The following is a 25018-nucleotide window of genomic DNA, read 5'->3' on the forward strand; positions in this document are numbered from 1 at the left end:
TCTGGATCAGAGTCCAACGGAAGCGAGCAAATGACCCACTTCCTGTTGGCCAAGCGCGCGGATGCTGCCTTGTTTCTGATCTCCCAAGCGGATGGGGCCAACTTGCAATCTAACCAAGCGCTCTACCGGGTAGCCCACCGCATCAAACAAGCGACGCACAATGCGATTCTTGCCGGAGTGCAGTACTACCTCGACCAGCACGTGGCCCGGGGTGGAGTCAACGAGTTTGAACGCGTCAATTTTGGTGACCCCGTCTTCAAGTTCGATGCCTTTTCGCATCTGGTTACTGACGCCAGTTTCCATCGGGCCCTTGGTCTGTACCAAGTAGGTCTTAGGCACTTCGTAGCTCGGGTGCGTCAATCGGTTGGCCAATTCGCCGTCGTTAGTCAGCAGAAGTAAGCCTTCAGTTGCCTGATCGAGCCGGCCCACATGGAACAGCCGCTCGTGGGCGTACTTGTTCTTCAAGAAATCGCTGATGTTTCGGCGACCCTCCGGGTCATCCATCGTGGAGACCACACCGCGCGGCTTGTTGAAAACGAGGTAGATCATGTTTTCTTTGAGCTGCAGTCGAATGCCATCGACTGAAATCACTGCAGTCTCAACATTGACGCGTAATCCGAGCTCGGTGACGATGCTGCCGTCAACTTCAACTCGGCCATCTTCGATCATCTCTTCGCAGACTCGACGCGAAGCAACTCCAGCAGCGGCCATCACTTTTTGCAAGCGGACGCCCTCGGGATCGTGCATATCTTGGCCGGCATTCGGACGGCTGCGCGTGGGCGGATTCTTTACCGGGCCAAGGTTCTGGCCAAAGCGTTCCTTGCCGAAAGGACGCGACTTCGGCGCGAATTTTTTCGCGGCACCTGATTTGCCAGCGTCAGCTTTACCAACCGGTTTGCCGGCTGCACTGGCACGCTTTGCCGAACGCTCACCGAATGACTTGCTACCGGAGGTGGCAGACTTGCCACCAGATTGTGGACGCCTAGGACGTCCTCCATCGTTGCCACCTCGGCCTTGGGCACCTGAACGGGGGGTCGGGGTCATCCTACGTCCTTAATCTCGCAACTTCTCAGCTGTGGTTTTCCGGCTTCGCTTATTCGGCAGTCCGGGTTACTTCATCAAAATCTTCTAGGTTTTCTACTCCTGGCAAATGCGGTGCAATCTTGGGAAGCTCATCGACGCTGCCCAAGCCCAACCGCTCCAGGAAATAGCTGGTGGTTCCATACAGAATCGCCCCGGTTTCCGGGTCGGTTTCCAGCTCAGTTATCAATCCACGTTGGGTCAATGTCCGCACTACTGAGTCCACATTGACGCCTCGGATCGCGGAGATCCTGGCCCTAGATACCGGCTGCCGGTAAGCAATTACCGCCAGCGTTTCCAACGCTGCTTGCGTTAGTCGCGCCGTCTGACCTTCGAGCACAAACCGCTGTACCAAGGGTGCAAAATCGCTACGCGAATAGAACCGCCAGCCACCGGCAATGCTTCGTAACTCAAAGCCACGCGGTTGCAGATCTTCGTCAAAATCTGCATCAGAACCGCTACCAGTATACCCGTCGTACTCGCGTTGCAGCGCCACGAGCGCTTCAGTCACCTCGATAACGGGCCGCCCGACGGTGCTGGCGAGGTTCAGTTCACTGATCGGCTCATCCACCACCATCAGTATTGCTTCAAGGGCCGCAGGTAAGCCACCGGGCACCGAGCCGACGTCGAAAGTCTCCGGTTCTGGTTGGCTCAGGGCCGGTTGACTTGCCTCTGGCTGGCTGGCTGAATCTTCACTCATCGGCACCATCCTCGTCATACTCTTCAGTCATACTCTCCGCGCTCCAATCTTCCTGCGCTCCGGTCCAACGCACGGTGAGATCGCCCAACGGACTCGCTTGTTCAAAGGCAATAACCGCGTCCCGGAACATCTCCAATAATGCGAGGAATCGCGCAACAACCACCAAAGTTGTCTCGGCGTCTTGTACCAAAGTCCGAAAAGATAGCGCCTTGCCTGCTTTGAGTCTGCCGCCAATAATTTCGGCCTGTTCTTTGACGCTAACCGCTGGTGCGTGCAAATGGGCTAAGCCAACCTCGGTGGGCAACGGTTCGCGGGGCATAAGGGCTTTTGCCGCCAAGGTGGCAAATTGCTCTGGCGTGTACTTCCAAATTAGCTCAGGCAGTAGCGCGGCAAAAGGGGCCTCAAGGCTAACCTGGCGGGGAGAACATTGGCCTTCCTGCTCAAAGGTTCGCCCGAATAAGGTAGCCACCTGCTTCAATGCTTTGTATTGCAATAAGCGAGCAAACAGCAGATCTCGAGCCTCTAGCAGCGCAATATCTTCCTCATCCTCAACCTCGCCCTGTGGCAAAAGTCGGGCGGCTTTGAGGTCAAGAAGCGTCGCGGCAATGACGAGGAATTCACTCGCCTCATCGAGGGCGCCGATGGTCAGTCCAGCACCGGTCTCACCATCCGCCCGCTGCATTGCGCGGATGTAGGAGATGAATTCATCGGTAACGGTAGCCAGTGCCACTTCGGTGATATCCAGTTCATGCTTACCAATCAAGCCAAGCAGCAAATCAAAGGGGCCGGTGAAGTTATTCAGCCGGACTTCGAACCGAGTCTTGCTGACTGGCTCGGTAACCGGATCTGACAGCTCTAGGTCCCCGCGCTTTTGGTCAGGGAGCACCGCCACGGGCCACCAGCTCTTTGGCCAGGCGGCGATATGCCTCCGCACCCTGGTGGTTTCCGGCATAGGTAGTAATCGGCTCCGCAGCAACCGTGGCGTCAGCAAACTTGATGGTCCGCTTGATCACTGTTTCGAAGACTTTGTCACCAAAGGCCTCAACCAATCGAGAAATCACTTCGCGGCTGTGTAAGGTCCGCGCGTCATACATCGTGGCCAGCACGCCGTCGATCTGCAACCTCGGGTTGATCCGGTCCTGCACCTTTTCGATCGTCTCAACCAGCAACGCCACGGCGCGCAGCGCAAAGAATTCGCAGATCGACGGAATGATCACGCCGTGTGCAGCAGTAAGCGCGTTAACCGTGAGCAAACCCAGCGAAGGCTGGCAATCGATCAGAATAACGTCGTATTCGTCTTCAACTTTGCGCAGTGCGCGGTCCAGTACTTGCTCACGGGCCACTTCGTTAACCAACTGAACTTCAGCGGCGGAAAGATCAATATTGGCCGGTAGCAAATCCAAGTTTTCGGTTTCCGTGCGCTGGATGGCATCTTTGACATCAACTTTGCGATCCATCAGCACGTTATACACAGTGAGATCCAGCTCATGCGGATTGGTGCCAAGACCCGCTGAGAGGGCGCCCTGCGGATCAAAGTCGACCAACAGCACTCGCCGCCCTAGCTCTGCCAGTGCCGCACCAAGGTTAATCGTCGAGGTGGTCTTACCCACGCCGCCCTTTTGGTTGACCATCGCGATAACGCGGGCCGGACCATGCGAGGTCAGCACGGGAGGTTCAGGGAATTCTGTCATCGGCCGGCCTGTGGGGCCCAACACGGCTTCCAGATCCGTTCCGTCCAACGTTTCGCTGCTCACCTGTTCACGCTTTCTTCGTTGTTGCTGGTTCTTAGTGCAACGTTACCGCTCCGGAATGTGCAGACAAGGCAATTACCACAGAAGCAATTTCGAGCCTTTACCCTCCAGCTGAACTAGAAGGTTGGGCAGTGAGATCGGCCTACAGACTGATCCCACCGCCCAACGGCGTGTACTTGGAAACTCGAACGCTACTTCTTCGCCTCAGCAATGATGCTTTGTGCTTTGGACTTAGCCGCGTCGTAGCGGTCTGGGTAGGCAGAGCGTTGTACCTTCTGTGCCAGCTCGCCAGCAGCGACGCTTGAGCCAAGCTTCTTGTCCTGGGCGATTGCCTGGTCAAGGAACTTATTCGTCGCATATTTCACGTTAGTCACTTGAGCTTTGGTTCCCCAGCCCTGCGACGGACGCTGCTGGAAGACGCCAAGCGAATCCGAATCACCGCAGTTGAGATTGTTGACGTGCGATTCAACCCAAGCAGTTTCAAAGGTTGCCAAAAGTACCCGAGCGGAAACTTTGCGCTCTTGAGTGATTTTGTAGATTTCCTTGGCTACGCTGAGGTTTTCCTTCGAGGGAACTGCACAGCTGGCGGCGAGCGAAGCATTGGCTGCATCGCCCATGCTCGTCGCTACCGGAGCAGCCGAAGCCGCCGCTGCACTGCCAGCCAAAAGCCCAAGGGCCAAAACCGCGGCCGCTGCAGGCTTGACGAAAGCAGCCTTCATTGTTGATGCAGAAGTCACGAGAATTTCCTTTTCTCCGAAACAGTTCGCGTCCACTGATTGGGCCGCTGGAGCGCAAAGGCGATTGCCTATCGCGATAAGTCCGAGATCACCTTAGAGACTGTTAATCAGCAAAAAACCGAATTCCCAGTGAACTGCCAGTTTCATTTAGCTGGCAATTCACCGGGAATCGGCGGAAAAACTCTCTTTCAGGGCAGGTTCAGCTACGCACTAATGCCTCTGTAGGCTCAACTGCGGTATGCGAATCAGCATCCAAAACGGACTCATCGAAGGGTTCAGTTCCGGCCAGTACACGATCCACTTTCGCCCGATCGATCCATTTTACCCAGGTAACCATCAGCACCGTGGCCACGGCATTGCCGGTGAAGTTAGTCAGGGCGCGCGCCTCAGACATGAACCGATCGATGCCAACAATAACGCCGACGCCGTTGAGCAGCTCCGGTCGGTGAGCTTGCAAGCCGGCGGCCAAGGTCGCCAGCCCCGCACCGGCAACGCCGGCGGCACCTTTGGAAACAATGATCATGAAGACCAGCAACGAAATCTGCTCACCCAAGCCCATGTGCACACCGATCGCATTCGCCACGAAAAGCGAAGACATCGTGAGGTAAATCGCGGTTCCATCTAGGTTGAAGGAGTAACCGGTGGGAACCGTCACGCCAACAACCGGTCGAGAAACACCTAGATGCTCCATCTTGGCAATCAACCTGGGCAAAGCCGCCTCTGACGATGAGGTGGAGAAGATCAACAAGTACTCGCGGCCCAGGTACTTCATGAGCTTGAAAATAGTGACCCGGGTCACTAGGTATAGCACCGAGCCCAGCACCAACACGATGAAAGCAATGCAGGTGGCGTAGAAACCGAGCATCAAAAATAACATCGATTTAACTGCTTCAAAGCCAGTAGCGCCAACAACTGCAGCAATTGCCCCGAAAGCACCAATCGGCGCCACCCACATCACCATCATCAGGATGCGGAACACCAAGCCTTGCGCCGCCTTGACAACGCGCAGAATCGGCTCGCCAGACTTACCCATCCGCTGGACCGCGAAGCCAATCAGAATCGCGATAGATAGCGTCGGCAGCACTGGAATTCCCAGCGGAATAATATCGATCACAAAGTCGAATAGCGCATTGCCGGTGCCGCCGCTGGCTGCTGGTTTATAAGCCTGAAGTTTGAGTCCCTCGCCCGGGTGGAGGTAGTTGCCAACCACCAGGCCGATTGCCAACGCGAAGGTAGACATCACCAAGAAATAGACTAGGGCCAAGCCGCCAACTTTTCCGATCGTGGCGGCTTTCGCAATGGAGCCGATGCCGGTCACGATGGTGCAGAAGATGACGGGCGCGATGAGCATCTTGATGAGGTCAACGAAGATATCGCCCAACGGCTTCAGCGCGGTGGCGAAGTTTTTAGTCTCTTGGCCCGGCGTCGCCGTCGTCTGGGCTATCAAGCCAACAATAACGCCGAGAACTACCGCGGCAATTACCGCCATATAGAGCCATTGCGTCTTGTCTATCCGTTTCGTGCGCTTAGTCCCCTGCGCTGCAGTCTCTCCACGTTGAGAGCTCATTTTCATCCTCCGACATCCTTGGACGGCGACCGCCCGCCAGTCATTGCAAGACTAAGACTGCCTAGGATTGTGACTGAGGTCACTGTTGCGGTCATATTGTTCATAGAGACAACCCGTCGCAACCAGAAAATTTCCGGTAGCAGAAAGCGAGACTAGCGTGCAAGGTTGGAGCATCGCCCGGCGCCTCTTTCTCGGTCAGCTGCTTTTCATCATCATCTTGACCGCCTTTGTGGTGACGGCAGCCTTCATCGATTCGCGCGACCGCGCCTATACCCAAGTAACTGAACGGACGACGGCGATAGCGGTCACAATCGCCGACCCGAGTAGAATCTTGCAGCCCTATGCCACTGCGGTAGATCACGAGACAAAAGTTGATTTCATCACCATCATGGCCCCGGACCGGACCAGATGGACGCATCCCAAACCCAGCCGAATTGGGCAAACCCTATATCGGCTCGATCACTCAAGCACTTGCTGGGCACAGTTACAGCGAAGTCACCACTGGCACGCTAGGGCCCTCGGTGCGCAGCATCGTGCCAGTCAAAGATTCCGATGGGCAGGTCAAAGCGATGGTCGCCGTCGGCGTAACCGTCACCACGGTAGACATTGCGTTGAGCGGGCGAATTCCGGCATTACTTTTGCTGGGCCTGGTGTTGCTGGTCGCGGGCACCTTAACTTCCTGGCTTTTAGGCCGTTATTTGCGCCGGATCACTTTGGGCTGGGGACCAGAACGCTTGGGGCAGTTATTTTCCTACTACGAGTCGGTGAATCGCCCCGGCGTGTCCGGAGGGTTTCTCAGACGATGAGCCTGTCGGCGGCTGCCGTGCTCTGGTAGTGATTGTAGTAGTGGTTTTCTAGCTCTACTGGTGGGATGTCTCCGCAGTACTGGTAGAGCCTTCGGTGGTTGTACCAATCGACCCATTCAGCGGTGCCGATTTCGACTTCTTCTAGAGTCCGCCAGGGCTTGCCGGGTTTGATCAGCTCGGTCTTATAAAGCCCGTTGATGGTTTCCGCCAAGGCGTTGTCGTAACTATCACCCACAGAACCGATCGAGGGGCGGATACCGGTCTGGGCCAGGCGTTCGGTGAAGGCCAAGGAGGCGTATTGAGCCCCGGCATCGTGATGATGAATCACCCCGGAAATCTCAGCCCCGGCCCGTTCACGACTCCAGATTGCCTGATTAACTGCGTTGAGCACTAGCACGGTGTTCATAGAAGCACTCGCTGACCAGCCCAGGATCCTCCGAGAGTAAGCATCGATCACGAAGGCAACATAGACCCACCCGGACCAGGTCGAAACATAGGTGAAATCATCTACCCATAGCCGATCCGGTGCCGTTGGTGTGAAATCACGGCGGACCAAGTCCTTCGCTCGGGCCGCCTTCGAGTCTTTGATCGTGGTGCGTTTGACCTTGCCACGGACCGCACCCTGTATGCCAAGTAACCCCATGAGCCGTTCTACCGTGCACCTGGCCACCGGCACACCTTCACGGTTCATCGCCAACCAGACTTTCCTGGTGCCGTAAACCCCGTAATTAGCGGCATACACCTTCTGGATCACGGGCTTGAGCACCTCATCACGTTGTTCTCGGTGAGATCGTGTTTTATCCACCCATTCGTAGTACGTGGACGGGGCGGTCTTCACCCCGTCCCAGTAAGCACCTGGCAGATCGACTCGACACCCCACCGCAATCCATTATTCTCGCGGTGACCGGCATGGTCCTTGATGTATTTCACGATCAGTGTTGTGGCGGTCGAGTTCGACCGCGACAAAAGCTGAAGCACTCCGAAGGATCGCGTTCGCCCGTTTCAGCTCAGCGTTCTCACGCCGTAACCGTTTCAGCTCGGCCGATTCCGTGCTCGTTGTTCCAGTTCTAGTACCAACATCGATCTCGGCTTGCCGGACCCATTTACGCACCGTTTCCGGCACACCCACACCCAAAAGCTGGGCAACTTTTTGCATCGCCGCCCACTCCGAAGACGCACCCTCCATCTCCGCAACCATGCGCACCGCACGATCCTTCAACTCCTGCGGATACCGTGTCGTAGTTTTCCCTGCCATGTCCTGATCCTCTCAAACAAGAAAGTCTCCGGACACACCGGGGCGATTCACTTCGGCCGTTGCAGTGGACTACCGTTGGAATTGGTTTCGCGGCTGTTATTGAACTGACAATCGCCTACGGTCAACTGCCGTGGATTGCCCTGGTGCTTGCTTTCAGCTTTGGTGTTTACGGATTTGTGAAAAAACGAGTCGGTTCGCAAGTCACCGCAATGACTTCTCTAAGTGTTGAAACTGCGGTGCTGACGCCGTTCGCGATCGTCGTCGTTTCGATCATCGCGCTCAGCGGCGCCAGCACAATCGCCAGCGAAGGGCCAGCACACTTCTGGTGGATGGCCGCCTCCGGCGTCATTACCGCGGTGCCGCTGCTCTTCTTTGGTGCATCAGCACGACGGCTACCCATGACGACGATCGGGCTCTTGCAGTACTTTGCCCCGGTGCTGCAGTTTCTCATCGCGGTGCTTTTCTTGGGTGAACACATGGGCCCAGAACGTTGGATCGGATTCGGCATCGTCTGGCTCGCGCTGTTGCTGCTCACCACAGACATGGTGCTGTCCGTTCGCCGCAATGCTGGACTGCGAAAAGCCGCGTTGGTTGTTTAGACCTGCGAGTTAACTCGCTCGTAGTCACGCGGCACGACGACCATCGGCGCCGGCAACGCGCGCAAGACTTTGTTCGCTGTGCTGCCAATGAAAAGTAAGTTATTCTGCGCAAGTCGCGACGATCCGACAATCACGAGTTCGCCGTCGTCCCAGCCAATCGAATCTATCGCTTCTTCAATGCTGCGACCGTGTGCCACGGTAACGGTAGCTTCGCCAGCGGGCAGTTGCTCACCGGCTTTGGCCAGAATTGAATTCGCATGCTGACGTGCCGGGCTAAGGGCATTGTCCAGGTCAAAGTCCTGTTGGGTGAGCTCATCAAGTTCCACGAGTGAAACAAGCCGGAGCGGGATGGTTCGGCGACCAGCTGAATCGATAGCAACATCAATCGCCGCCTGCGCGCCCTGCCTAGTCCCCACCATCAAGGTCAGCCTGCTCAGCGTTTCCTTGCGTTGGTAGCCGCGGGGCGCAAGGGCCACCGGTACCGGTGAAGCGTGTAGCAAAGCATTAGCTACTGAACCGACAGTAAAGCGTTTGAAAATTCCATTGTTTGCTGCGCCGACGACGATCAACCCGGCTTCGTATTCGACGGCGGCCTCAATCAAACCATTGGCAAAAGACTCAGCTTCACGCACATGGAATTCAGCCTCGATGCCTTCCGGCACGTGCTTGAGCGCTTCACGACGTGCGGTGAGCACCTCTTGCTCTGCCGCGCTGACCCGGTTGCCCTGTGGGTTCAGCGCCACATACGGTGCGCCATCCTTCACCACATAAACCAGATCCAAATGTGCGCATTGTGTCTTCGCGATGACGGCGGCTAACGCTACCGCATCTGCCCCACGTTCGTTGGGGGTGTAACCGACTACGTACCGCATTGAATATCCTCCATCGACGCAAGACAAAACCACTAGACGCACAACTGCTCACACTTTACACAGAGCGCGGCTCCAAACGTCAGATAGACATTTGGAGCCGCCTACGTGCCTGACGATTCGTCTTACGAACGGAAAGGATCGTCAACGTGACTACTGCCGCAAGACCCTGGACAACTAGCCAGGCCATGCAGGCGAAAAAGCCCAGAGCCAAAACAACACCAATTCCGGCTATCAACGCATGTTTCGCAATAAACATGAGAAGGCCTGTAATGGCTAAGAAAATCATGTCTGGAGCCTAGCAGAATTCAGCCCCAACCCGAGCTCTGCTTAGGCGTTACGAATGGCTTTTTCCAGCACATCCAAACCATCGCTGAGCAGTTCTTCACCAATCACCAACGGTGGCAAAAGCCGGACCACGTTGCCGTACGTTCCACAAGTCAAGATGACCACGCCGGCTTGCAGACAGGCTGCTGCAATAGCCTTGGTAGCCTCTGCATTTGGCTCTTTGGTCGTGTGTGCGGTTCCCGGTTTGACCAGTTCTACTGCCAGCATCGCGCCACGGCCACGAATATCGCCAATGATGCTCTGCTCACCGAGTTCCTCGGCAAGCTGACGCAGCCGAGCGAAGACAATATCTTCAATTCGCTGTGCGCGCGCGTTGAGGTCGTATTCCTCCATAGTCCGAATCGCGGCGAGCGCAGCGGCACAAGCAATTGGGTTGCCGCCATAGGTGCCACCAAGGCCACCAGGGTGTACCGAGTCCAGCAACTCCGCACGTCCGGTAACGGCGCTGAGTGGCAGGCCACCGGCTATGCCTTTAGCGAGGGTGATCAGGTCCGGGACGACGCCTTCGTGTTGGCTGGCAAACCAGGCTCCGGTGCGGCAGAAACCGGATTGCACCTCGTCGGCAATGAAAACGATGCCCTTTTCCTTGGCCCATGCAGCCAGGGTGGGCAAGAAGCCTTCGGCTGGCACAATGAAGCCGCCTTCACCCTGCACGGGTTCGATCAAAATTGCTGCGACCTGATCGCCACCGATCTGCTTCTCAATCATGGTGATGGCGCGTTGGGCAGCTTCTTCGCCCTTGATATTGGCTTCTTCGCGGTACGGGTAGCTCATCGGCACTCGGTAGATTTCCGGCGCAAACGGACCGAAGCCAGTTTTGTACGGCATGGCTTTGGCGGTCAGCGCCATAGTCAAGTTGGTGCGACCGTGATAGGCATGGTCAAAGGCGACGACGGCGTCCCTGCCGGTAGCTAAACGTGCGATCTTGACGGCGTTCTCCACTGCCTCAGCGCCGGAGTTGAACAATACCGATCGCTTCTCATGGTCACCAGGGGTCAACCGCGCCAGCTCTTCAGCGAGCTCAATGTAACCCTCATAAGGGGTCACCATAAAACAGGTGTGCGTAAAGTGTGCGGCCTGCTCTGCAACTGCGCCGACAACAGCGGCATCCGAAGCGCCCACTGACGTTACCGCGATACCGGAGCCTAGGTCGATAAAAGAATTGCCGTCAACATCATGGATGATGCCGCCGTCGGCGTCGGCCACATACACCGGGACGCTAGAGGCAACGCCGCCGGCGACGACCTTCTTCCGACGCTCGGCCAGAGCGGCTGACTTTGGTCCAGGGAAGTCCCCCAGCACCCGACGCTTCTGTTCCAGACGATATTGAATTTCAGCCATGATGTTGCCTTTCACAAATACAAAAAAATTCTACTTGAGTCATAGCGGTGCTGAAGCCTTAGGCGTCGAGCGCACTCATGACGTGTTTGATCCGGGTGTAGTCTTCGACGCCGTACATCGAGAGATCTTTGCCGTAGCCAGACTGCTTGAATCCGCCATGCGGCATCTCGGCAGTGAGTATGATGTGTGTGTTGATCCAGACCGCACCGAAATCCAAGTCGCGAGAGACTCGCATCGCGGTTCCGTGATCGGTAGTCCAGACCGACGAGGCCAGGGCATACTCGACGTCGTTCGCCATCGTGAGCGCTTCTTCTTCGGTACTGAAAGTCTGCACGGTGATCACTGGGCCAAAGGTTTCCTTCTGCACAACGTCGTCGGTCTGTTTCACATCGGCGATCACGGTCGGCGCATAGAAGAAGCCCTTGTCTCCTGCTCGGTGTCCGCCGGTCACAACGGTTGCGTATTCAGGCAGCGACTCCACGACTTTACTGACCGCCGCGAAGTGATTCACGTTGTTGAGCGGGCCATAGTAGTTTTCGCTATCGTCCTGGCTGCCAGTGTGCAAACCTTCCGCAGCGGTTTTCAGCAAGCTCAAGAATTCGTCCTTGGCCGCGTATTGCACCAAAATGCGGGTGACTGCCGTGCAGTCTTGGCCGGCGTTGAAGAACGCGAATTCGGCCAAAGCCTGAGCGGTTTTGGCCAGATCAGCATCCGCGAAAACGATGGCTGGCGCTTTGCCGCCCAGTTCCAAGTGCGCCCGTTTAAGCCCCGCGGCGGCACCCGTTGCTACCGCAATACCTGCTCGAACCGAGCCAGTAATAGAGACCATCGCCGGCGTGCGATGTGCCACCATTGCGGCACCGGTTTCGCCATCGCCGAGTACCACGTTGAATACGCCAGCTGGGAAGATCTCATTGATCAGCTCTGCCAGTACCAAGGTGCTTTCCGGCGTAGTGTCCGACGGCTTGAGCACAATGGTGTTGCCCGCGGCCAATGCCGGGCCGATCTTCCAAATGGCCATCAGCAACGGATAGTTCCATGGCGTCACCTGGGCAATCACGCCAACAGCTTCGCGGCGCACGTAGGAGGTGAAACCTTCCATATATTCGCCAGCGCTTTTGCCTTCAAGCAATCGAGCAGCACCGGCAAAAAAGCGGATCTGGTTGGCCCCTGCAGCAACTTCCTCGTCAGCAATAAGCTGCTTTACCTGGCCAGTGTTGCGGTGTTGCGCTTCTACCAATTCATCATTGCGAGCTTCCATGGCATCGGCCAACTTGAGCAACAGCATTTGCCGTTCGGACGGCGTGGTGCGCTTCCAACTAGTGAAGGCTTTGGCGGCCGCATCCATTGCCGCGTCAATATCAGCCGGGCTGGAGATCGGCGCATGTGCCACGATCTCTTCGGTGGCCGGGTTAACCACGTCGAGCACGCCGTTACCGGTAGGTGCAACAAATTCGCCATTGATGAAGTTCTGCAAGGTGTTGACCACGGTGTCCAACCTCTGATTTCTGTGTAAGTTCGGTGATGAAGTCCGGATTGATTGGGAGCCTATGACACCTGGGATTTCCTCGGAATGGACGACTGCACTAGGAATCTTGCCATAAATAGTGCGTTTGTCTAGTACGCAAACTAGCCTAGAGGTTATGGCGATCACGCTTACTGACTTACTTGACGACTCGCGTCTTGCCCTGCGGACCATGGGCTCTTCGGCAAGCACGGTGCGCACACCAATCGAATGGGTTGCGGTGACCGAAGTCGAAAATCCGCAGCCGTTCCTCACCGGAGCTGAATTGGTCTTGACCACAGGGGCAAGGCTGGCAACAGCTGATGCGCAGCGAATCTTTGTCCGCCAGGTCAAACGGGCTGGCGCGGTAGGCATCGGCTTCGGTATTGGCTTTGGTCATGATGCCGTGCCACAACCGCTGGTTTCAGAGGCTAACCGGTGGAGCATCCCGATTATCGAAGTCCCGTACCAGACGCCATTCATCGCCATTGGTAAGTTGGTCGCAGATGCTTTGAGCGCCGAGCACGTCGCTGAGTTGCAAAAACTACTGGCTGGCCATCAATCATTGGCACAGTCGTTGTTGACGGCGAATCAAACTGCCGGTTCCGGTTTGGCCAGCCTCTTGGCAACTTTGCGCACCATGGTTGGCGCCGACGTCGTGCTGGAGCAATTCCACGCTCAGCTTTACAGTTCAATCCCGCACGCGGAGCCTGAAGACGACGGCTGGCTGCCGGTCCCGGTGCCCACCGGTAAGCGTGACGCGTGCACATTGTGGTTACGCAAACCGTTTCGAGATGCGGGCATTGTTGATTACGCAAAAAGCCTCATCAGCTTGGAACTTGCGAATCAGTGGCAGCGCCGTAACGACGGACGGTATGTAGCTGGACAAGTTATCCAAGACGTGCTGAGATCAGCCCTTCCAGCGGCCGATATTTCCGCGAGATTACGCGGAATTCACATTGACCCCTCGGTAAAAAACGTCATCCTTTTGATTCAAGTAACGGAAAAGAAATTCGCCTTATTGAGCGGCATCGCACTGCCTCCGGCGTTAGAAGCTGGCGTTACCGCCGTCGTCGAGCAGGAGTTTTTGGTCGTATTGCCCGCCGCAGTTGGAGACCCCGCTGCTTTGGCGACTCGGCTGTCACGGTATTTGCACGGTGCTGGGATTCCGGCGTCGGTTGGTGTCGGTGGCGCCTACGCGCGAGCAAATGGGTTGCGCTGGAGCTATTTCGAAGCGCGGGAGGCTGCCAGTCGCGGGCTTGAGGTCAATGAACCCGAGCGACTTTCACTGACTTCGTTGCTATTAGCCAGCGAAGATGTACCCATCGTGGATATGGCCACCGAGACGCTCGGGCCGCTGCTGGAGTTCGATGAGTTGCACGGTGCGGAGCTCATGAACACCCTGGAAACCTACCTTCAGCTCAACGGTTCCTTGGCCGCCGTCGCCGAAGAGTTGTCGCTGCATCGGAACACGGTGCGCTACCGGCTGGGCCAAATCACTGAGCTGACCGGATTTGACCCTTCGCTAACTGCGGATCGAGTACAGCTATGGCTAGCGCTCTCAGTCCGAAAGCTCCACTAACCACAAACGCTGCACCACTTTTCGGGCTTAAACAGTGGGTTTAAGCCCGAAAAGTGGTGCAGCGTTTGGAAAAAGGGTTAGACCTTGGCGTTAATTGCTCGGGAAATGTTCACCATCTCTTCGCGGGCTACAACTTTGACCCGCTCTCGGCTCAGCTCCAAGCCCAGGGCTGCCGCATCAAAGCCTTCGCCCAGCAACTTTTCATGCGCGTCGAGCGCGTGCCAGCCTTCCCAGCTGGTGAATTCGACGCCGCGCGCATCCAACAATTCGACAATCGCCGCCGCAGCAGGTGCCTCAGCGGCTGGTAGTGAATCCAAATCCTCAAGCAGGAATGTAATGGTTTCCAGGGCGTCGCCTTTAGTGTGGCCGATCAAACCGACCGGACCACGCTTAATCCAACCCGTCGCATACAACCCCGGAACATGCTCACCATCAACACCCAGAACCCGACCACCAACATTAGTGACCACACCACGCTGCGCGTCGAACTCCACCTCAGGCAACGCCGAACCAAAATAACCAATCGACCGATAAACAGCCTGCACCGGATACTCCAAAAACTCCCCCGTACCACGAGCGTTACCAGTGCCATCAAGCTCAGTACGTTCAAACCTAATCCCACTAACTTGACCATCTACACCCAGAATCTCCACCGGATTATGCAAAAAATGCAAATGCAAACGACGCGACGCCGTCGAATCCTCAGGCTGGCTACCTTCTTCAGGCTGTTCGGCCGACCAGTTCGTCAACGTATTCACCATCGTCTTGACCTGATTATTCGACTTCACCGCCTCATCAGAAGCCGCATCAAACTCAAAATCCTCCGGATACAAAATAATGTCCACATCCTTCGAATGTGACAACTCACGCAACTCCAACGGCGTGAACTTAATCTGCGCAGGCCCCCGACGACCAAAAACATGCACATCCGTCACCGGAGACTTCTTCAACTCCGCATAAACATTCTCCGGGATCTCGGTCACCAACAAATCATCAGCATGCTTAGAGAGCACTCGGGCAACATCCAACGCCACATTCCCATTACCCAGAACCGCGATTTCCTGCGCATCCAAAGGCCAATCACGCGACACATCAGGATGACCGTCATACCAAGAGACAAAATCTGCCCCACCAAAAGAACCCTCAAGATCAATACCAGGGATATTCAGCGCCGCATCATCAATCGCACCAGTCGCAAAAATCACCGCATCATAATGCTTCCGCAAATCCGCCAACGTCAGGTCAGTACCGTACTCAACATTCCCAAAGAAACAGATATCACCACGGTCCAGCACCTTATGCAAAGCCTGAATAATGCCCTTAATCCGCGGATGATCCGGCGCAACCCCATACCGAATCAAACCAAACGGCGCCGGATAACGATCAAACAAATCAATACTGACCTCCAGCTCGCCATTTTTGACCAGATCAGATTTGGTCAAAATATCCGCTGCATAAACACCTGCGGGGCCGGAACCAATCACGGCAACCCGTAGTGGACGCTCAGCGGTGCTCCGTTGAAACAGTTCGGTGTGGCTAGACAACAGTTCGTTCTCCTTCTGAATACGAAGCTCAACGAGCTGCGTGCGCTACTTCGCTGATAGGGGCCGGCCGAAAATGTGCCAGCCTAAAATCGTTGGGGGCAAAGGGGCTAATTCGCGCCACGTCACCAACGACGACGACGACGGGCGCAGCAACACCGACGGCCTCAGCCTGGTCTGCGATGCTGCCCAAAGTACCGATCGTGATGCGTTGACCTGCCCCGAAACCATCTTCGATGATAGCAACTGGGCAGTGCACAACACGCTCCTTTGTGGTCAAGGTCACCGCGGATTGGCGCAGCGTAGCAACGCCCATCAGCAGCACCACAGTGTGGTCGCTACCGCTCGGCACCTCCGCCAAGTCTTCATGTTGTGCAGAGACTACGGTGAAGCCACGAGCTAGCCCTCGATGAGTTACTGGAATGCCAGCGGCGGCGGGCACCGAGATAGCTGAGGTGACGCCAGGAACCACTTCAACGTCAACATCGTGATCTCGGCAGAACTCTGCTTCTTCACCGCCACGGCCTAAGACATTAAGGATCGCCGCCCTTGAGCCGGACCACACGTTTACCGGCTTTGGCTTCACGGACCAGAATCTCGTTGATTTCGGCTTGCGGGACGGGGTGGTGCTGCGGACTCTTGCCCACTTCAATGATTTCGGTGGCACCGTCCAGCTGGGCAAGCAGCCCGCGCGGACCGAGTCGGTCAGCAACCACGATGTCGGCCTGGGCCAGAAGTTTCCGGCCGCGCACCGTTATCAGGTCTTCGGCACCGGGGCCGCCGCCAACTAGAGCAACCGAACCTTTAGCACTGCGATGGTGCTTCAACGGAATGGAACCGGTCTCTAATCCGGCAACAATCGCGCGGCGAATTGCTAGCGCGCGGCGTGGGTCACCGCCAGCTTTCACTGCGACTGTGACGTCATCAACGCGAGCAACGGCCGGGGTCCAAGCCGCAGAGCTCTCATGATCGGCAGCATTGACACACCACACCCGGTTCAGCTCGGCATCCGCGGCTACTTGGGCGTCTACCTCGGGGTTTCCGGTCGCGGTTTGTACAAACCATTTACCATCTTGATCCGCGGGTAGGTAAGCTCGCGGCTGCCAACTGAGCAGTCCGGCGTCGTGCATCTCTGACAGTTCTGTGGACACTTCCGGCGCCACCACGGTGACTACCGCTCCGGCGTCGAGCAGACCTTTGGCCCGACGAGTCGCAACCGGCCCACCGCCCACCACGAGCACGGGGCGGCCAAGTAAACGCAGCGAAGTCGGGTACAGGTCACGAACGGTCATGGATCGACTTTAGCTTTTGCGGTGTGAGCGCAACGAACGTGTATTACGCCGCAGTTCATCCGGAGTAACTCGGCCTCATCTTCAGCCGGGCAGCAGGCCGCGGCCGCGAAGCAATTTGCGTTCGATCGGCGCAAATACGGCAAGTTCAACCACAATCCCCACCACCAAAATCGCCAAGATTGCGGCCATCACCACGCCCATATCGGACAGATCGCGGCCGCGTTGCAGCAGGGACCCTAGACCAAATCCGAAGTTGCCACCCACTGCGATGATCTCTGCGGCCATCAGCAAGCGCCAGGAAAATGCCCAGCCCTGTTTGAGCCCCGAAAGGTAACCGGGAAGTGCAGCCGGCCAGATGATCCGGAAGGCCATCTCTAGCTTTGAAGCGCCTAAAACGGAGCCCATTGAGCGGAACTGCGGTGGCACTTGATCCACGCCAGAAATGAGACCGTTGATGATGGACGGGATTGCACCCATCAGCAAGACGAAATAGACCGTGCCGTCAGAGAGTCCAAACCAGATAATCGCAGCTGGCACCCAAGCAACACTTGGCAGCACTTGTAAGCCGGAAATCAGCGGACCGAATGCGGTAGGGAGCGGTCGAACTTGCGCCAAAAGTTAAGCCCAAAGCGGTGCCGATGACGGCGCTGCCCACGAAGCCGATCACGCCACGCTGTACCGAAGTCCAGACCGCCTCTTGCAGCGTGCCTTGAGCCCAAAGTTGGCCAAAGGTACCCGCCACGTCAAGCTGGCCGGGGACGACGTCGGGCCGTTTGCCGCTCAGGAGCACATAGATCTGCCAAATCGCGATCAACACCACGACGGCGGTAAGCGGCGCAAATACTCGAACCAGGCTTGTTTTCAAGCTTTTCTGCGAGCCGACGTCGGTCTGCAGCTTATCTAGGCCTTCGAGCTCGGCATCTTTTTTGTCGAGGCTGAGAGTGCTAGACATGTCGACTAATTTCTTGACGCAGCGCGGCGCTCATTTCATTGGCAAGCAACGCCGCCTGTTCGGGTTGCTTTTGCGCTTCATCGACTCGCCATTCCCGGATGACCTTGCCTGGTCGCGAGGAGAGCAACAGCACGCGTTGGCCCAATCTGACTGCTTCGCCGACATTGTGGGTGACAAAAACAATCGTCCGGCCAGTGTGCTGCCAAATTCGAGCAAGTTCATCATGGAGCAGATCTCTTGTAATGGCGTCCAGGGCGGCGAATGGCTCATCCATCAGCAGTACATGCTTGTCCTGGGCGAGCGACCGGGCCAAAGCGACTCGTTGACGCATACCGCCAGAAAGTTCGTGTGGACGTTTGGCACCGGCATGCTGCAAATGCACTAAGGCCAAGAGCTCTTCGGCTTTGATCTTTGCGCTCTTCGGCTGGAACGCCGCGAAGTTTGAGCGCGAGTTCGATGTTAACCTGCGCGGTGAGCCAGGGAAAAAGGGCGGCGTCCTGAAACATGAAGGCGACGCCGTCGGCAGGGATTTCCATGCTGCCAGCGGTGGGAGTTTCTAGTCCGGCAATTAGATTGAGCAGCGTGGACTTGCCGCAGCCTGAAGCGCCAAGAAGTGCAACAAATTCGCCCTGACCAATAGTCAGATCCACATCTTCCAGCACGGTATTCAGACCTTTAGCACCACCAAAAGTCTTGCCCAGCTTGTTCAGCACAACGACTGGGCGTGCCGGCGTTGGGGACGCCGCTAGCTGCTCTTGTGCGGTGGCTGTCACTGTCATTCCTCAACGCTAGGTAGCTAGAGCCGTTCACTCAATAAAGCGGCAACGCGAAGTCATGCGGGGTAACCGGAAGTCACACTTACGCTGGTTGCTCCGGGGCCAGCCTAAGTCGCTTTGCGAGCCCGTTTGCGATAGCTAGACGACTTTCCGATAGCCAGAGTTCAGGTCGTCTAACTATCGGAAAGTCATCTAACTATCGCGAAATTGTTGCTTAGCTCTGACCTAGATCGCCAGCGCTGATAGTTGGCTTATTACGGTCCTTCAGAATTTGATTGAGCAGCCGCAAATCAAAGATTCCCTTGATGTCGGCGTCCTGGGTAACGCCCGCTTTGACGCCGTTCGCGAGGAGCTCGGGGTAGCTGGCCGCGATTGGGTCTGCGGTAAAGGTGAGATTATCCAACGACCGCTTGAGGACGGCGTCGGCAAGCGTTGCTCCCGCAGCTTGTTTGATCCCGTCATTGACAGCTTTGACGGCCTGGTCTTTGTTATTAGCGAGCCAGTCCTGGGTATTGAGCTGCGCAGTGAGTAAGGCCTTGACCGCGTTGGGGTGGTCTTTGAGGAAGGATTTATTCACGATCAGAATCGTGGTGGGAAACTCGCCGTCTTTCCAGAGATCTTTCTCGTCTACCAAGACTTTTGCCCCGGCGTCCAGGACCAGCCGGGAGGCCCAGGGTTCGGGGAGCCAGGCGCCGTCGAGTTTTCCATCTTGGAAAAGTTTCAAAGTTTGCGCGTTGTCCGTGGGGTTGATCGTGACGTCGTTGCCGCCGTTGGTGGCGACCTTCAGGCCGTTGTTCGCGAGCCAATTGCGCAACGCGACGTCTTGCGTGCCGCCGAGTTGCGGAGTAGCTAAGGCCTTGCCCTTGAGGTCTTGCGCGCTGTTGATGTTGGGTTTGGTCACCAGCTGAGCGCCACCGGAAACGGCGCCAGCGACGATACTGATGGAGGCGCCTTTGGACTTCACATAAGAGTTGATAGCCGGGTTCGGGCCAAGATAGGCGGCGTCAATCGCACCGGCGTTGAGCGCTTCAACGGCGGCAGGACCTGCGTTGAAGATCTGGGTTTGGAGCTCATTTTTGCCAAGCTCCTTGGAGTAAAAACCTTGCTGAACGCCAACAACCGGCAAAGCGTGTGTGACATTGCCAAAGTAGCCAAGTTTCAGCTCTTTGAGATCGTCAGCTGTTTGGGCGGTCTCGGCCGGCTTGTTGTTTGAATTGGCCGCGATAGTTGCCGTTGCGGCGCCGGCGACAATGACGGCGGCGATGCCGATAGCCACCGAGACTTCGACCGTCCGGCGCTTCTTAGCTTTGGGCTTTTTCGGCGCTTTTTGTCCAGCCACAATTTTAGTGTTTTGGATTTCTTCGTTGTTATCTGACATGGCGGGATCTTTGCTGCGAGTGAGTGCATTGGGCTGACTAATTGCGTTGAGTCAGCACATTCGACATCGCTGATTTGCGCGCTTGGCAGGCAAGGTTTTAGTGACCATGCGTCAACGGTAGTTTCGCTGGGCTTGCGCCTCAATTGTGCGGAAACAGGGGGTCACGCTGGGTAACGAAGAGTCATATTTGTGCTGGCCGGTTGGCTGAGTTATCCACAGGTAATTCAGCTTCTCTTCAGACTGTGCGGTTTCACTATTACTCTGGGAAACCATAAACCCGTTGGTGCAGCGATCAGGAGCAAGCCTTGGTTTTGATGAAAAAGCTCGTTAGTGGTTCGGCCGTTTCAGCTGCTTTGTTTCTGGCTTTGGTCGGGTGTAGCGGTGGCGGGCCAGCGCCTTCGAGTTCCGGCGGCTCCCCTAGTTCCACGCAGAGTTCTGCATCCCCGACACCGACGCCGGTGTACAAGCCTGCAGATGCGAAAGGTCCGGCGCAAAACGTGCCGAAGCCCGAGAAACCCGCACTGGCGGATGAGTTTTCCGAGAAGGGGCTGGACGCGTTTACCCGGTATTGGTACGCGGCCTATAACTACGCAGTTGAAACTGGGGACATCGCAGTTGTCACCCAAATCACCCAAAGTTCTTGCTCTTATTGCAACAAAGTGCTCGGCAATATAGATGCACAATACAAGGCCAAACGTTGGTCAGTCGGTGATCAGATTCTGGTCGCCCGCGCCCAGATTGCCAATCTCGGGTTCAAACCCGCCTCAAATGGTGCCTATCAAATGATGTTGCAATTAAACCTACCTGACGCAACTTCGTACAAATCAGACGGGACCGTTGGCGAGACCAGGGCAGCGTCAGTTGCCAATGGTGCGATCTTCAACGCGGCCTATCAAGACAGCAAGTGGTTCGTATACGACATCGGTAAGATCGGCTAACTCCATGCTGAAACTTCTGAACAGTCAAAAATTAGCAATTCTGTTCTCAGTATTGCTTGGTTCTCTGGTCTGCTTTCCTAACTTAGCTCATGCCGACGATGGGGGAGTTTTTTTGGCGAAATGACGATGGTGGAATCGGGACATTCATTCAGGTTCCAGGCAACAACGGATGGACCTCTGGTTCCTCGATCACACCAAAAGAATCCCAAATCTATAAATACGCTCAGGAATGCATTACGGGAACCACCGACAATAGCAACTCTGACGCAGCACATTGCGGAGCGATCTCGGCAAGCCAGTGCAAAGACGGTGAGCACGGCCAAATGGTCCAGTGGTACGTCGCAGGAAAAGGCTTCGATCCACCTGACTGGCAAAAATCTGGCGCCCTAACCTGCGTCTACGATCAGAAACCCGTCGACGTCCTCGAACAGATCGCGGCGCAGATTCAGACCGCTTTCCAACAGCAGCCGATCAACGCAGGAGCGCTAACTTCGCAACCCGGAATCAACACGCTGAAAGGCGCGCAAACCAACTTCGTCGTCGACACCAAACCGCAAACTTTCGATCTGGTCTTACTCGGTCAAAAGGTCCACATCACCGCAACCCCAGTCGCCTACAGCTACGACTATGGCGATGGAACTAAACTCGGCCCTACCCAAGCAGCAGGCATCACCCTGAGCACCGATAACATCGGCCAGAAAACACCGACGTCGCACGCCTACCAAGACACCCTCGACTACACCGCCGGCGTCACCACAACGTTCACCGGCACCTACTCCGTCAACGGTCACCCAGCAGTTCCCATCCCCGGCCAAGGCAACTTTGCGACCAACAAAGTCGCCATCAAAGTCTGGCGAATCACCACCAAATTGGTTGACCAAAATTGCCTACAAAACCCAGCAGCTTGGGCCTGTCCCGCGAACACCGCAACAAAATAGGCAGCGCGCAGGTAATAGAACCACCGATACATGAAAGGCAACAAGCAGATCGAACTGTTAACTCTAAATTAGTAGTTCACCCTGGTAGACAGCACGATGGTCAGTTCATCGACAGTAGGGAGTGCCTTGGCTAATCTGGATCCGCGATGCTTGATCTTCCTGAGGACCAAGCATCGCGACAAACTTCTGTACAGCCTGCCCTGTTCCTAACCGTCGCTGCTCAACGGTAGATATTCACTATGAGAACCAGACCCAATACAATCAAACCCAACGATCCGAAAAATTTCGATACGGCTGCCCTCTTGAGGCTTCCAGATCCAGAAGACCTTGCGAAGTATGAAAGGTTCGACAAGAACCAACGACGTCAGGTGTTGTCAAAAATGAAGAGAAAATCAGAGGCGCTCAATCACGGTTGGTTCGCAAATTCTGCACAGTTCCTTGTCGCCTCTGATTTATCCATGCTTACTGTATTTGGCATCAGTTTGACCTTGCTAAATGCCGCATATCATAAGGCTGATCTTCCCGCTTCCGATTAAAAAGACTTAGTCTCTGGGTCCTTCGAATCTGGTTTCTTAGTCACGTTTCCACTTTTAGGTTTGTGGGTGACCAGTGTCCTACTGGGACAACAAAGAGTGAAACGTCGCGAACGGCTCGGATTCTGGATTGACGAACTCCAACACATTTGCGATTCCAAAGCGCCAGGACGTAAACCCCTACGCTGGTTCCCGTCGCCTTTAAATCACGTACCGCTCGTCCTCGGAATCCCCCGGATGTTCGCCGACCATCCCAGCGGCCAAAGTGTTTCCGTCTACCGGATCGATCACCAAGAATGCCCCCGTACGACGATGCAACGCATACGGCTCCAGTGGCAACGCCGAGGCCAACCGCAGCCGAACCGCGCCAATATCGTTGAGTTCCAACGAAGATGCCGACTCTAAAACAAAAGTATCCAAATCCAGCTTGCCGCTAATTGCCCGCACCAGCGCCTGAACGGTCCGAGTCCTGTGTTTCACTAAAACCTTAGAACCTTCCCGCAACGGCTTTGGTGACAACCAGCTCAATGAAGAATAAAGATCCTGCGACGGCTCGCGCACAGTCCCCGCAGCGGCAATCAATTCTCCGCGCGCCACGTCCAACTCATCTGCCAATCGCAGCACCACCGATTGCGGGGCCGTCGCGGAATCAAGAAAAGCGCCGCCTGGCCCATCAATTCCCACCACCGTCGTCGAACGGCCAGTAGGCAACAACTTGACCAAATCGCCAACTGCAACCGAACCTGAAGCAACCTGACCTGCATAGCCGCGATAATCCCGAAACTCTTCAGCAGCCAGCCCAGATGCCAAGCCACCCTGCGGCCGCAAAACCAATTGCACCGGAAAGCGGAACGGTTCAGCTGTCTCAGATAACGACTCCAAATCATCGGTCGAAGGCAACGATTCCAACACTTCTAACAACGAAGCACCCGAATACCACGGTGTCTTCTCTGACACCGTCACCACGTTGTCACCCTCTAAAGCAGACACCGGGATCACCAACGGCGCAGCCAGCCCAATCGACCCAGCCACTGCAGCAACATCGTCCGCAATCGAGGCGAACACGGCCTCGGAAAAATCAACCAGGTCGATCTTGTTCACGGCAACAATCACATGCGAAACGCGCAGCAAATGCAGCACGGACAAATGCAGCCGGGTCTGCTCCAGCACACCCTTGCGCGCATCAATCAGCACGACGAACGACGGCATCCGCAGTGGACGCGCCCGTCACCGTGTTCTTGGTGTACTGAGCGTGCCCGGGGCAATCCGCCAGAATAAACGAGCGCTGGTCCGTGGCAAAATACCGGTACGCCACATCAATCGTGATGCCTTGCTCACGTTCGGCCCGCAAGCCATCTGTCAACAAGGCCAAATCGATTCCACCAGAAGCCCCGCCAAAGCCGCGTTCCGCCGAGGTCCGCGCCACCGCGTCCAAGGTATCCGCGAGGATCGCCTTCGAATCGTGCAGCAACCGACCCACCAAAGTCGACTTGCCATCATCCACCGAGCCAGCCGTGGCAACGCGGAACAATGTCCCAGTCAGCGTAGAACCAACACCCATCAGAAATACCCGTCCTTTTTGCGGTCTTCCATTGCCGCTTCAGAAATCCGGTCATCGGCACGCGTTGCACCGCGCTCAGTCAGCGTCGAGGCGGCAACTTCAACCACAACATCCGCTACCGAAGCAGCTGAAGACACAACCGACCCAGTGCAGGACATGTAACCCACCGTCCGGTACCGCACAGTTTTGGCAACTACAGTCCCGGAACCACGCGGCTCGGAATACGGCCCGACCGCCATCCACATGCCATCGCGGTCAAATACATCCCGCTCGTGCGCATAGTAAATCGACGGTAACTCGATGTTCTCCCGCTCGATGTACCGCCAAATGTCCAGCTCAGTCCAGTTGGAAATCGGGAAAGCTCGCACGTGCTGCCCCACGGTATGCCTGCCGTTGTACAAATTCCACAGTTCAGGGCGCTGATTGCGCGGATCCCACTGACCAAAATCATCGCGCAGCGACAAAATCCGTTCCTTGGCCCGGGCTTTGTCTTCGTCACGTCGCCCGCCGCCAAATACAGCGTCGAACTTCTCCGCAGCAATCGAGCCAAGCAATGGCGCGGTCTGCAATGGATTTCGCGTTCCATCGGCCCGCTCGGCCAACTCACCGCGATCGATGTATTCCTGCACACTGCCGACAACCAATCGCAGCCCTAACCGCTCAACCGTGCGATCGCGGAAATCCAGAACTTCCGGAAAGTTGTGCCCGGTATCAACGTGCAACACCGGAAACGGCACTCGGCCTGGCCAGAACGCCTTCGTGGCCAAATGCAGCATCACCACGGAGTCTTTGCCACCGGAAAACAACATCGCCGGCCGTTCAAACTCCGCAACGACTTCACGCAATATGTGAATGGATTCAGATTCGAGCACATCCAAGCTCGACAGCCGTGAGGCGTCGGCCATGGGGGCGCGTGGCGGGCGGGCATCGCGAAGCGGGCACGCGCCCCCTGGCCGACGCTCACGGCGAC

At 56.2% G+C, this 25018-nt stretch carries 17 protein-coding genes and 8 pseudogenes; 7 read left to right on the plus strand and 18 right to left on the minus strand.

From position 1 onward, the window contains the following. Positions 1–6: 6 nt before the first annotated feature. The 6 genes from RSAL33209_RS11480 to RSAL33209_RS11505 form a co-directional block, all read right to left on the minus strand. A complete protein-coding gene (locus tag RSAL33209_RS11480; RefSeq protein ID WP_012245975.1) occupies positions 7–1044 on the minus strand; it encodes a pseudouridine synthase in 1038 nt (345 codons plus the stop codon). Positions 1045–1093: 49 nt separating this feature from the next. Then, a complete protein-coding gene (gene scpB, locus RSAL33209_RS11485) occupies positions 1094–1780 on the minus strand; it encodes an SMC-Scp complex subunit ScpB (RefSeq protein ID WP_012245976.1) in 687 nt (228 codons plus the stop codon). Continuing rightward, a complete protein-coding gene (locus RSAL33209_RS11490) occupies positions 1773–2672 on the minus strand; it encodes a segregation and condensation protein A (protein ID WP_233494193.1) in 900 nt (299 codons plus the stop codon). The genes scpB and RSAL33209_RS11490 overlap by 8 nt, the downstream gene beginning before the upstream one ends. Beyond that, entirely contained in the window at positions 2656–3534 is an 879-nt protein-coding gene (locus tag RSAL33209_RS11495; RefSeq protein ID WP_012245978.1) for a ParA family protein, read from the minus strand. The genes RSAL33209_RS11490 and RSAL33209_RS11495 overlap by 17 nt, the downstream gene beginning before the upstream one ends. A gap of 188 nt (positions 3535–3722) precedes the next feature. After that, complete coding sequence (locus tag RSAL33209_RS11500) at positions 3723–4268, minus strand: hypothetical protein (RefSeq protein ID WP_145962075.1); 546 nt, start codon at positions 4266–4268, stop codon at positions 3723–3725. Between the two features lie 199 nt (positions 4269–4467). Then, positions 4468–5835, minus strand: a complete 1368-nt coding sequence (locus RSAL33209_RS11505; RefSeq protein ID WP_041685682.1) for a cation:dicarboxylate symporter family transporter — start codon at positions 5833–5835, stop codon at positions 4468–4470. Between the two features lie 232 nt (positions 5836–6067). On the opposite strand from RSAL33209_RS11505, the pseudogene RSAL33209_RS19725 reads away from it, so the two are divergent. Together RSAL33209_RS19725 and RSAL33209_RS19730 are read left to right on the plus strand one after the other, a co-directional pair. Beyond that, positions 6068–6193 (plus strand): annotated as a pseudogene (locus RSAL33209_RS19725) (hypothetical protein); the annotation flags it as partial. A gap of 13 nt (positions 6194–6206) precedes the next feature. Next, positions 6207–6641, plus strand: coding sequence for a sensor histidine kinase (locus RSAL33209_RS19730; protein ID WP_012245981.1), 435 nt, complete (start codon positions 6207–6209; stop codon positions 6639–6641). On the opposite strand, the pseudogene RSAL33209_RS11515 reads toward RSAL33209_RS19730, so the two are convergent. Next, a pseudogene (locus tag RSAL33209_RS11515) lies at positions 6631–7896 on the minus strand (IS3 family transposase). The gene RSAL33209_RS19730 and the pseudogene RSAL33209_RS11515 sit on opposite strands and share 11 nt — an antisense overlap. 44 nt (positions 7897–7940) lie before the next feature. On the opposite strand from RSAL33209_RS11515, the pseudogene RSAL33209_RS11525 reads away from it, so the two are divergent. After that, positions 7941–8495 (plus strand): annotated as a pseudogene (locus tag RSAL33209_RS11525) (EamA family transporter); the annotation flags it as partial. Here RSAL33209_RS11525 and RSAL33209_RS11530 read toward each other — a convergent pair. The 3 genes from RSAL33209_RS11530 to RSAL33209_RS11545 form a co-directional block, all read right to left on the minus strand. Then, positions 8492–9367, minus strand: a complete 876-nt coding sequence (locus RSAL33209_RS11530; RefSeq protein ID WP_041684740.1) for a universal stress protein — start codon at positions 9365–9367, stop codon at positions 8492–8494. The pseudogene RSAL33209_RS11525 and the gene RSAL33209_RS11530 sit on opposite strands and share 4 nt — an antisense overlap. A gap of 327 nt (positions 9368–9694) precedes the next feature. Then, the gene (gene gabT, locus RSAL33209_RS11540; RefSeq protein ID WP_041685688.1) at positions 9695–11053 is read right to left on the minus strand and encodes a 4-aminobutyrate--2-oxoglutarate transaminase; all 1359 of its coding nucleotides are present in this window, start codon (positions 11051–11053) and stop codon (positions 9695–9697) included. 58 nt (positions 11054–11111) lie between these two features. Continuing rightward, on the minus strand, positions 11112–12542 hold the full coding sequence (locus tag RSAL33209_RS11545; protein ID WP_041685690.1) for a gamma-aminobutyraldehyde dehydrogenase: 1431 nt from the start codon (positions 12540–12542) through the stop codon (positions 11112–11114). A gap of 154 nt (positions 12543–12696) precedes the next feature. On the opposite strand from RSAL33209_RS11545, the gene RSAL33209_RS11550 reads away from it, so the two are divergent. Beyond that, the gene (locus RSAL33209_RS11550; RefSeq protein ID WP_041684742.1) at positions 12697–14139 is read left to right on the plus strand and encodes a PucR family transcriptional regulator; all 1443 of its coding nucleotides are present in this window, start codon (positions 12697–12699) and stop codon (positions 14137–14139) included. A 77-nt stretch (positions 14140–14216) separates the two neighbouring features. Here the strand turns inward: RSAL33209_RS11550 and RSAL33209_RS11555 are convergent, their stop codons facing one another. From RSAL33209_RS11555 to RSAL33209_RS11575, 6 genes and pseudogenes are all read right to left on the minus strand, one after another. Beyond that, positions 14217–15683 carry an FAD-dependent oxidoreductase gene (locus RSAL33209_RS11555; RefSeq protein ID WP_012245989.1) on the minus strand — a complete coding sequence of 489 codons (1467 nt, stop codon included), beginning with the start codon at positions 15681–15683 and terminating at the stop codon, positions 14217–14219. 28 nt (positions 15684–15711) lie between these two features. Beyond that, positions 15712–16972 (minus strand): annotated as a pseudogene (cobA, locus tag RSAL33209_RS11560) (uroporphyrinogen-III C-methyltransferase). Between the two features lie 81 nt (positions 16973–17053). Continuing rightward, positions 17054–17924: pseudogene (locus RSAL33209_RS11565) on the minus strand (ABC transporter permease). Next, positions 17917–18198, minus strand: coding sequence for a P-loop NTPase family protein (locus RSAL33209_RS20055; protein ID WP_012245993.1), 282 nt, complete (start codon positions 18196–18198; stop codon positions 17917–17919). Before RSAL33209_RS20055 ends, RSAL33209_RS11565 begins: the two are co-directional and overlap by 8 nt. Positions 18199–18337: 139 nt before the next feature. After that, positions 18338–18553: pseudogene (locus RSAL33209_RS20060) on the minus strand (ATP-binding cassette domain-containing protein); the annotation flags it as partial. 361 nt (positions 18554–18914) lie between these two features. Next, complete coding sequence (locus RSAL33209_RS11575) at positions 18915–20078, minus strand: ABC transporter substrate-binding protein (protein WP_012245995.1); 1164 nt, start codon at positions 20076–20078, stop codon at positions 18915–18917. Positions 20079–20536: 458 nt separating this feature from the next. Here RSAL33209_RS11575 and RSAL33209_RS16415 point away from each other — a divergent pair, with 458 nt between their 5' ends. The 3 genes from RSAL33209_RS16415 (at position 20537) to RSAL33209_RS11590 (ending at position 22490) form a co-directional block, all read left to right on the plus strand. Further along, positions 20537–21016 carry a DUF6318 family protein gene (locus tag RSAL33209_RS16415; RefSeq protein ID WP_049758976.1) on the plus strand — a complete coding sequence of 160 codons (480 nt, stop codon included), beginning with the start codon at positions 20537–20539 and terminating at the stop codon, positions 21014–21016. Positions 21017–21114: 98 nt separating this feature from the next. After that, positions 21115–21954 carry a hypothetical protein gene (locus tag RSAL33209_RS17600; protein WP_145962076.1) on the plus strand — a complete coding sequence of 280 codons (840 nt, stop codon included), beginning with the start codon at positions 21115–21117 and terminating at the stop codon, positions 21952–21954. A 239-nt stretch (positions 21955–22193) separates the two neighbouring features. Further along, complete coding sequence (locus RSAL33209_RS11590) at positions 22194–22490, plus strand: hypothetical protein (protein WP_041684744.1); 297 nt, start codon at positions 22194–22196, stop codon at positions 22488–22490. 198 nt (positions 22491–22688) lie between these two features. Here RSAL33209_RS11590 and RSAL33209_RS11595 read toward each other — a convergent pair. Both RSAL33209_RS11595 and cysD read right to left on the minus strand, forming a co-directional pair. Next, positions 22689–24048: pseudogene (locus RSAL33209_RS11595) on the minus strand (sulfate adenylyltransferase subunit 1). After that, positions 24048–24968, minus strand: a pseudogene (gene cysD / locus RSAL33209_RS11600) (sulfate adenylyltransferase subunit CysD); the annotation flags it as partial. The pseudogenes RSAL33209_RS11595 and cysD, both read right to left, overlap by 1 nt. Between the last annotated feature and the right edge of the window lie 50 nt (positions 24969–25018).

Origin of the sequence: Renibacterium salmoninarum ATCC 33209 (assembly GCF_000018885.1) — a bacterium.
Classification (GTDB): domain Bacteria; phylum Actinomycetota; class Actinomycetes; order Actinomycetales; family Micrococcaceae; genus Renibacterium; species Renibacterium salmoninarum.